9 protein-coding genes are annotated in these 8,470 nt (G+C 55.5%); 5 read left to right on the top strand and 4 right to left on the bottom strand.

Annotated elements, in window-relative coordinates; all coding sequences use genetic code 11:
- From V7680_RS13970 to V7680_RS13985, 4 genes are all read right to left on the bottom strand, one after another.
- On the bottom strand, positions 1-922 hold a 922-nt coding region (locus tag V7680_RS13970), incomplete at its 3' end, for a PstA family ABC transporter permease (protein ID WP_335653878.1).
- Positions 915-2,300, bottom strand: a complete 1,386-nt coding sequence (pstC, locus tag V7680_RS13975) for a phosphate ABC transporter permease subunit PstC (RefSeq protein ID WP_335653879.1) — start codon at positions 2,298-2,300, stop codon at positions 915-917. The genes pstC and V7680_RS13970, both read right to left, overlap by 8 nt.
- A gap of 59 nt (positions 2,301-2,359) precedes the next feature.
- Positions 2,360-3,409, bottom strand: coding sequence for a substrate-binding domain-containing protein (locus V7680_RS13980; protein ID WP_442955054.1), 1,050 nt, complete (start codon positions 3,407-3,409; stop codon positions 2,360-2,362).
- Positions 3,410-3,587: 178 nt separating this feature from the next.
- Entirely contained in the window at positions 3,588-4,859 is a 1,272-nt protein-coding gene (locus V7680_RS13985) for a sensor histidine kinase (protein WP_335653881.1), read from the bottom strand.
- Between the two features lie 235 nt (positions 4,860-5,094).
- On the opposite strand from V7680_RS13985, the gene V7680_RS13990 reads away from it, so the two are divergent.
- From V7680_RS13990 to V7680_RS14010, 5 genes are all read left to right on the top strand, one after another.
- On the top strand, positions 5,095-5,511 hold the full coding sequence (locus tag V7680_RS13990; RefSeq protein ID WP_335653885.1) for a hypothetical protein: 417 nt from the start codon (positions 5,095-5,097) through the stop codon (positions 5,509-5,511).
- A 68-nt stretch (positions 5,512-5,579) separates the two neighbouring features.
- Positions 5,580-5,864: an HPr-rel-A system PqqD family peptide chaperone gene (locus tag V7680_RS13995; RefSeq protein WP_335653882.1), complete on the top strand. Its 285-nt coding sequence runs from the start codon at positions 5,580-5,582 to the stop codon at positions 5,862-5,864.
- The gene (locus V7680_RS14000) at positions 5,864-6,733 is read left to right on the top strand and encodes an HprK-related kinase A (RefSeq protein WP_335653883.1); all 870 of its coding nucleotides are present in this window, start codon (positions 5,864-5,866) and stop codon (positions 6,731-6,733) included. The genes V7680_RS13995 and V7680_RS14000 overlap by 1 nt, the downstream gene beginning before the upstream one ends.
- Positions 6,733-7,764, top strand: a complete 1,032-nt coding sequence (locus V7680_RS14005) for a nucleotidyltransferase domain-containing protein (RefSeq protein WP_335653886.1) — start codon at positions 6,733-6,735, stop codon at positions 7,762-7,764. The genes V7680_RS14000 and V7680_RS14005 overlap by 1 nt, the downstream gene beginning before the upstream one ends.
- A 112-nt stretch (positions 7,765-7,876) precedes the next feature.
- Positions 7,877-8,470, top strand: a 594-nt coding sequence (locus V7680_RS14010; protein ID WP_335653884.1) for an NTP transferase domain-containing protein, incomplete at its 3' end; no start/stop codon positions are given.

Here is an 8,470-nt window from a genome sequence, read left to right on the forward strand (position 1 = left end):
CGGCTTCGCGGATCGACGGCGGTACTGCCTTGACCGCATTGCGGCCCGAGATGACGATGACCGGCATTGTCATCAAGGCGAGAGTCAGACCGCCAACCAGCGCGCCGGAACGCGGCATACCGAAAAAGTTCAGGAATACTGCAAGGCCAAGCAGACCAAAGATGATCGACGGCACGGCCGCGAGATTGTTGATCGAAACCTCGATGAGATCGGTCAAACGGTTCTTGGGAGCATATTCTTCCAGGTAAAGCGCGGCCAGCACGCCAACCGGGAAGGCCAGCAGTAAGGTCACGATCATGGTGATCAGCGAGCCTTTAAACGCGCCCCAAATGCCCACTTGCATCGGGTCCGTCGCATCGGAGTTGCTGAGGAAATTCCAGTTGAACCCGGTCGACAGCTGATCAGAATATTTGCTGACCGTCCGCTCGGCTTCCGGATTGCCGGCATCCTTGTAGGCGACATCTATGTCCGAAGTGACCGGCAGATAGACCGTCGCTTTCTGCTCGACGATTTTCGGATCGGCGAGAATTTTCGCGCTTACCGAAGTCCAGCCGCTGGTTGAAAACAGGCTGTTACCGTCCTGGCCATATTGAAGCTCGATGCTGCCGTTGACAATCTCGGGCAATCCCATGGACTGTATATTGGCGCTGGCATTGGGGCCTTCAAACTGACTTGCAGATATACCGCCCGTTACGGCGGGAAAGTCGATCTCTACCGGCAATTCCGTTTGGGTGAAGCCGCGGAACCCGTTGCCGACCATTACCACCAGCAGGAATGCCAGGAAGCCGGCGGAAAGCATGATTGCTCCCATGCCGATCGCCTTGAACCGGCGTTCTGCTGCATAGCGGCGTGCGATGCGCTTTTGCATGTCTGCGCCTTGCCAGTCGGTCGGGCGGCGCTTGGTATCGGTGAGACTATTCATAAGCTTCCCGGTATTTTTTGACCACCCGCAAGGCGATGAGATTAAGCAGCAAGGTAACGATGAAAAGGACGAGTCCAAGAGCAAAGGCAGCCAGTGTCTTTGGGCTGTCAAACTCCTGATCACCGGTTAACAATTGAACGATCTGGGTGGTGACGGTGGTCACACTGGAAAATGGATTGGCGGTCATATTGGCAGCAAGTCCGGCAGCCATCACAACGATCATCGTTTCACCAATCGCACGACTGACGGCTAGTAGAACGCCGCCAACGACACCGGGCAAAGCGGCAGGGATCAGAACCTTCTTGATGGTCTCGCTATGAGTTGCACCCATTGCCAGAGATCCATCCCGCATCGAACTGGGTACAGCGGCAATGCTGTCGTCAGCCATCGAAGAAACGAACGGAATGATCATGATGCCCATCACCACACCGGCAGCAAGAGCGGATTCCGAAGACGCGCCCGAGATACCGATAGAAACTGCAAAATCGCGCAGCGCGGGGGCGACTGTCAACGCAGCGAAATAGCCATAGACCACCGTCGGTACTCCAGCGAGCACCTCGAGAATCGGTTTCATCCAGGTCCGGAATTTCGCTGGTGCATATTGGGTCAGGTAAATGGCGCTCATCAGCCCCAGTGGAATAGCCACGATCATCGCGATAATGGCGCCGATAAACACCGTACCCCAGAAAAGCGGGATCGCGCCAAAACCGGTTTCGCCGCGCGGTCCGGCGACCGCTTTTGGATTCCATTGGGTACCGAAAAGAAAATCAATCGGCGATACCATGGAGAAAAACCGGGCGGTTTCGAAAACCAGCGAGAGGAAAATTCCGACGGTGGTGACAATGGCGATCAGCGATGCGAACAGCAGGATCATCATGGTCACCCGCTCGATTTTTGTACGAGCCCTGAGATCCGGCTTGATCTTCAGCCATGCGTAGACACCGCAAGCGAAGACCATCAGGAGCGCCGCGATCGCGCCGATCATCTGGTAATAGGAAATGGCCTCCCGATAAGGTGTGACCATGGACTGGGATAAAGGGTTGAACGCGTTGACCTGATTGCCAAATGCGATCGCGCGGGCTTCGGACAAAATGGCGGCGCGGGCAAAACCGCCTTGGGGCAATTGAGCTGCAGCGGGGCTGTTCAGCGCTGCATCGGTTATCAGAGCTGGACTGACGAAGCTCCAGACCATCATGAAAATGGTTGCCGGTACGATCGCCCATAAAGCGACATACCAGCCATGATAGTTGGGCAGGGAATGGAGTATTGACCGTGAGCCCTTGCCGCGTGTTTGCAGTCCGGCTGCTTTCAGCCGTCCAAAAAACCACGCGACAAGGCCCAAGCCGATCACGAGAAACAGGAGCGTCGCACTTGTCACAATATCTGGTTCCGCCCCTGGTTCAAAATCGTCTAAAAACTATACTCACTTACGAACGCTTATTTGAGCTCGCTAAGTTTGAGCGGAGTCATATCGCGGACCACTTCGCTCATCTTTGCTCTTACCGCATCGGGAGAAGCAATCAATCCGGCTTTTACCAGATATCCGTCACGCGCTCCGGCATTGATGAATTCAAGCACATATTCCCCAAGGCCCGGTATCACGCCAACATGCTGCTTTTTCACGTAAATATAGAGCGGACGGGCACCGGGATATTCCCCAGAAGCAATGGCTTCATAAGTCGGGTTAACACCTGAGACCGGAATGCCGCGGACGCTGTCTAGATTGGCTTCGAGAAAGCTATAGCCAAAAATACCTACGCTATTCGGATTGGCCTTCAGCTTCTGAACGATAAGATTGTCATTCTCGCCCGCGTCGACATAAGCGCCATCCGCTCTAATCTCATGGCAAACCGCTTCATATTCGGTTTTATCACTGTCCTTGAGCGCCTTTGTCGCCGGATCAGTGGCGCAGCCAACTTCCATGATCAATTCGGTGAGCGCATCGCGCGTTCCAGAGGTTGATGGCGGACCGTATACGCTGATCGCAAATTTGGGCAGGGACGAATCGATGTCCGACCATGTTTTTGCGGTATTTTTCTTTCCGAACGGGCGTTCCGCTATGGCCTTGTAAATCTGGACCGGGGTAAGCGAAAAAGCGGTGCCGTCATTGGCCTGGGCAATAGCGATACCGTCGATGCCGATTTTTACTTCAACAACATCGGTGACGCCATTGCTCTCACATAATTCCAGTTCGGAAGCCTTGATCCGGCGAGATGCATTCTCGATATCGGGAGTGCCCGCGCCAACGCCGGCGCAGAAAAGGCTCATACCGCCGCCGGTACCGGTGGATTCAAGAATGGGAGACGGGTTCGCTCCGTTGATGCTGAATTGCTCGGCTACTGCCTTTGCAAATGGGAAAACGGTCGATGAACCGACGATTCGAATTTCGCTCCGGGTGCCGCCTTGGCCTCCGGAAGCCTGATCCTGGCATCCGGTTGCTGCAAGAGAGGCGATGGTCAGGAAAGTGAGTTTTCTTAACATAAACATATCTCCAATTTCATTGATGTTCGACCGATGACTGAACCTTGCCAAACATCGGATTAACAGGCTTGTTGAAGAGGCCTCTAGGCGGGAGCAATGTCTTGGGTATGACAGATATATTACGGATATGTGACAGCGACCAAATGTCGCTTATTCTGGAACGGCTTTCAATCACCCCGTCGCATCATCCGGATATGCTTGCGATATCCTTGCCGCTGGGCGTTTTGCTGGCGATCGGCAATTGCACGGATACTGTCGTGCCTTTTCCGACTTCGCTGGTTATCTCCATCCGTCCGCCGTGCCGTTCCGAAATATGTTTGACGATCGCAAGGCCGAGTCCGGTTCCCCCTATTGATTTACTGCGTCCTTTGTCGACGCGATAGAATCGTTCGGTGAGTCGAGGAATATGTTCCGGGGCGATGCCGTCACCCTCATCACTAACCGAAAGATATAGCATCGTTCCGGTTCGATTGGGCGCGACAGTTATCCGAACCGGGGCTCCCTTTTTGCCATATTTGAAAGCATTGCTGAGCAAATTGTTTACGACCTGGGCCAATTGCGCGCGATCGCCATAGATGCGGGGAATGTCGGTCGGAAGTGTGACCTGTATGTCCATTTCCTTTTTGCCGCGGCTGTTGATGTAAAAATCGCGTGCTTCGCTGACCAAGTCGCGGAGGTCGATTTCGTCGGAAGGCAATTCGAATTTTTCCGCTTCGATCCGCGACAGTGACATCAAGTCCTCGATCAAGCGCTGCATGCGATCGGCTTCATCATACATTATTTTCAGAAACCGGGTGCGGGTAGCATCGTCTTTGCCGGCCTTGGGGTCTTCCAGCGTTTCCAGAAACCCCTTTATCGCAGCAAGCGGCGTGCGCAGTTCGTGGCTAGCGTTGGCAACAAAATCGGTCCGCATACGCTCGGCCGCATGATGGCTGCTGCGATCGGACAGCTGGACCAGTTTCAGGCCGTCTTGCAGGGCATGGATGCGCAATTCCCATCTTTGATCAGTGCTTCCGACACCGACTAACAATATAGGCTCACCGCTATGTATTGCGTCGGGGTTGGCGAGGCGATCGGCAGCGGCGGGATGACGAATGGCAATCCGCACATCCTCGCCCAGGATGTGAGTGCCCAGAACTTTCACCGCTGCCGGATTGGCCGCGGCAACCCTGGCGTTTTGCACCAGCAAAATTGGATCGGTGATCGGGTCTATCATTTCGCGATAGGCTTCCCATCTGCCTTGGTCGAGAATCTGCTTGCGTTGTCGGTCGATCGAGGCTGGGTCGGGCAGTGGGGCAGCCGGTGGGTCCTGCAATATTGTAAACAGGGCTATGGCTCCGGTTCCGATAACAACCATCAGCTGTTGCCCGGATTGCGACAACAGGCTTGCCAATATCGCACCGCCGACGATAAACGACAAAGCGACAAGCACGCGTATGGGAGATACCGAGGTCATCGGGCTAAATCTTTCATGGTCATGGCATTCATTTAGGCTGCGCAGCGTGACATCGGCAATGAGAATTTTTAGGGTTGTTGACTGGACCACTGCAAATCCGGTGATGTTAATGATTCCAGAGTCAATGTCCCGATTATAGACGGGCTATGCCACCCAGGACTGTTTACTCGCTTTTTACCTGATTTCTGATAATGGGCTCTTATCTGGAGCAAGAGAGAATATGGATAGAAATTCGATGAATGATGACCTTCCATCCGGACCGTCGGCCGAAAGCGATCTGAACAAAGGTATCGTAACCCGCCGCCGCGCTCTGATGATGGGCGCGGTTACCGCTTCAGCTGTGGTCAGTATCAAGCCTGCCTTGGCGCAAACTGCGGGTTCGGTACTCAATTGTGAAATTCCGGTACCAGGCAATCATGCTTCGGGCGGCTATATCGCTGCAGATGGCAAGGTTGTCCCGTCCGACACCCCGGGCGCATATCCGCCAGCGGGCCGCAATTTTACCGGTGAAGAAGTGCGTCGCGCGATGAACGGGCGCTCGCTGCCCGGCACGTCTCGCGACCAGTCAGAGGCTTATGTAAATTACATCCGCAGGCTGCAATCCGGCCAAAGCGGATTTACCTGCTATGCTTCTCTGCAAATGCCGCGCTGATATTCCCAATTTTAACATTTGCCTGCTATGGGGCCGACATGTCGTCCCGGAACCGCAGGTAAATCATCATGACCCAGAAATATCGGGCTGCGGCGCAAGATGATCTGATCTGGCATGAGCTGGACAGCATGACTTTGCTCTATCATCGAACGTCCGGGATTACCCACATGCTGGCCGATCCCGCTCCGGCGATACTGGAAGTCATGGAAGGACTTTCGCTGACCGCTGCTGAAATAGCGGCGCAATTGACCGCCAGATTCGATATTGAATCTGACATTGATGCGGAGAATATTGTTATTGCCCGACTGGAAGAACTGTCCGGACTGGGCCTGGTCGCGCGGGTTTCGGGTTGATGGGCGAGATGCATCAGATCTTGCTCAAAATCGGGCCCGCTGCATTCCGCATCGCTTCGGCGTGGCGGCAGCCTCTGGATCAATTGGTTGCTTTATATAGCGACTATCCCCTGCTGGTCGACCAAAGCGTGGATTTTACAGTCCGTCTTGAACCGGAAAAACCTTGGCGGCGACTCTTGCGGCCGTCGGTTCATATCGGCGGCGATTTCTGGTTGCCTGATGCTGCGCCATTGCCTTTGACACAGGGATTGCTGGCAGCCGAAATGGGGATGAATCTGCAAATGGCGCTCGGTTGGAGACGGCATTTGCTGCTCCATGCCAGCAGCGTCGAAAAGGACGGCAAGGCGCTGATCATGACCGGTCTTTCGGGATCGGGAAAATCGACATTATCGGCGATGCTGGCCGAAAGAGGCTGGCGCTTCATGGGCGACGAATTTGCTCTGTTGTCGCTCGATTCTGGACAAATCTTCCCATTTCCGCGCCTGATCAGTCTCAAAAACGAGGCTATTGGTGCGATGCAGAAGGTTGTCGCCGACACCCGTTTCGGTCCGGAAATGAAGGCCACGCCGAAAGGCGATATTCGCCATCTGGTCCCGCCCAAGGCGGCGATTGAACGGATGGATGAGCCAGCCAAGCCGGCGCTGCTGCTCTTTCCTCGTTTCGGCCATGCGCCCGAATTGCGGGAAATGGGCAAATCGGAAGTTTTCGTTCGCCTGACCCAGGCTTCGACCAATTATGTCGCGCTGGGCGAGGGGGGATTTAATGCGCTCACCCGTTTTGTCGATCAGGTCCCGGTCAAGGCAATGGACTATCAATCGACCGATCAGGCGGAAGAGATGATCCACGACTTGTGGGGTCAATTGCCATGATGCGCGATGCTCGCCTTTTGGTTGATGCGCTGCGCAATCCGGCAAGTGTCGAAATGCTCGACAGTGGCCAGTGGACCGAATTGATCAGCATAGCCCGGGCGGAATCGCTGATCGGTTCGCTTGCCCACCGGGTGAAGGATGTTGCCGTGCCGGATCGGGTGCGCGCTGTTCTGCAAGACGCGATCGAGGCGCATGATCTCGCGCGCCAGCAGGCTTTGTGGGAAGCCGATTGCGCGCGAAGAGCGCTGGCTGAGTATCCCAGCAAGATTGTGCTGATGAAAGGCACTGCTTATGTCGCGGCCAATCTCGATGCGGGCGTAGGACGTAGCATCGGCGATCTCGATATCATGGTGGCCCGCGAAGATCTTCCGGTGGTCGAAGCTGCCCTGCTCGATGCGGGATGGGAATGGGTCAAACCCGATCCCTATGACGACCAATATTATCGCGAACATATGCACGAACTGCCGCCGCTGATCCACCGCGAGCGCGACCGGATGATTGATGTCCACCACACGATATTGCCGCTGACCGCCGCACCCAAACCGGATGCAAAAGCGATCCTCGACGATGCGGTCCGTCTGGACAACGGGCTCTATGTCATGGCGCCTGCCGACATGGTGCTGCATTCCATTGCCCATTTATTTGCCGATGGCGATCTTGCGGGCGGACTAAGGAACCTATGGGATATCAACCTATTGCTGCGGCATTTTTCTGAAGCGGATGAGAATTTCTTGGCCGAATTGCAAAGTCGCGCGCAAATTCACGGACTGCGCGTTGAGTTGGCAAGGGCGTTACGTTTGGCAGCCCGGATATATGGAGCATCGCTCGATAATATTGGCTCAGTCGAAACGGCAATCTCCGATAATCTCTACGTTCGGCGTCTGCTCGCTCGCGACGGATATGGCCGGGAAACCCGCAAGCTCACCCGCTTCGCTTTCTACGTCCGCTCGCACTGGCTGCGGATGCCGCCGCTGATGCTGGCCCGCCATTTGTGGACCAAATGGCGCAAAGGCGGACAACAACCGAAATGACCCCGTCCGAATAGCTATAAACATGCTGGATTATGCGCGCCTTGCATGGCATTAGCCGCTGCAAATGGGCCGGATAAGGCCGCCACCAGTCAATCTTCTCCGGAGTAATGTGATGACCGATCGCCCGCTAGCCGCAATCATTTTGGCCGCCGGACAAGGCACGCGCATGAAATCGGAAAAGCACAAGGTGCTGCACCCGATTGCCGGCAAGCCGATGCTCCACCATCTGCTCGATACCGTCGATTCCATTGGCGTCGAGCGCACGGTGATTGTCGTCGGCGCGCGGCGTGAGCAGATTGAAGCCAGCGTCGAGGGCCGCAATGTCGCGATTGCGGTGCAGGAAGACCAGCTCGGCACCGGCCATGCGGTGGCGCAAGCCCATGACGCGCTCAAAGGCTTCGCGGGCGATGTGCTGATCCTTTACGGGGATGTGCCGATGGTCAACGCAGATACCATGCGCGACATGATCTACCGGTTGAACAACGGCTCTGAGCCACGCGCGGTCGTGCTCGGCTTTCGCCCCGATGACGCAGGCGCCTATGGCCGGATCATCGCCGATGATCAGGGCGAGATCGAGAAAATGGTCGAGTATAAGGACGCCAGTGATGCTGAGCGCGGGGTAAACCTGTGCAACAGCGGGCTGATGGCGGCGCGCTCGACCGACCTGTTCATCCTGCTCGACCAGATCAGCAACGACAATGCCGCG

Origin of the sequence: Parasphingorhabdus sp. (assembly GCF_036963705.1) — a bacterium.
GTDB lineage: Bacteria > Pseudomonadota > Alphaproteobacteria > Sphingomonadales > Sphingomonadaceae > Parasphingorhabdus.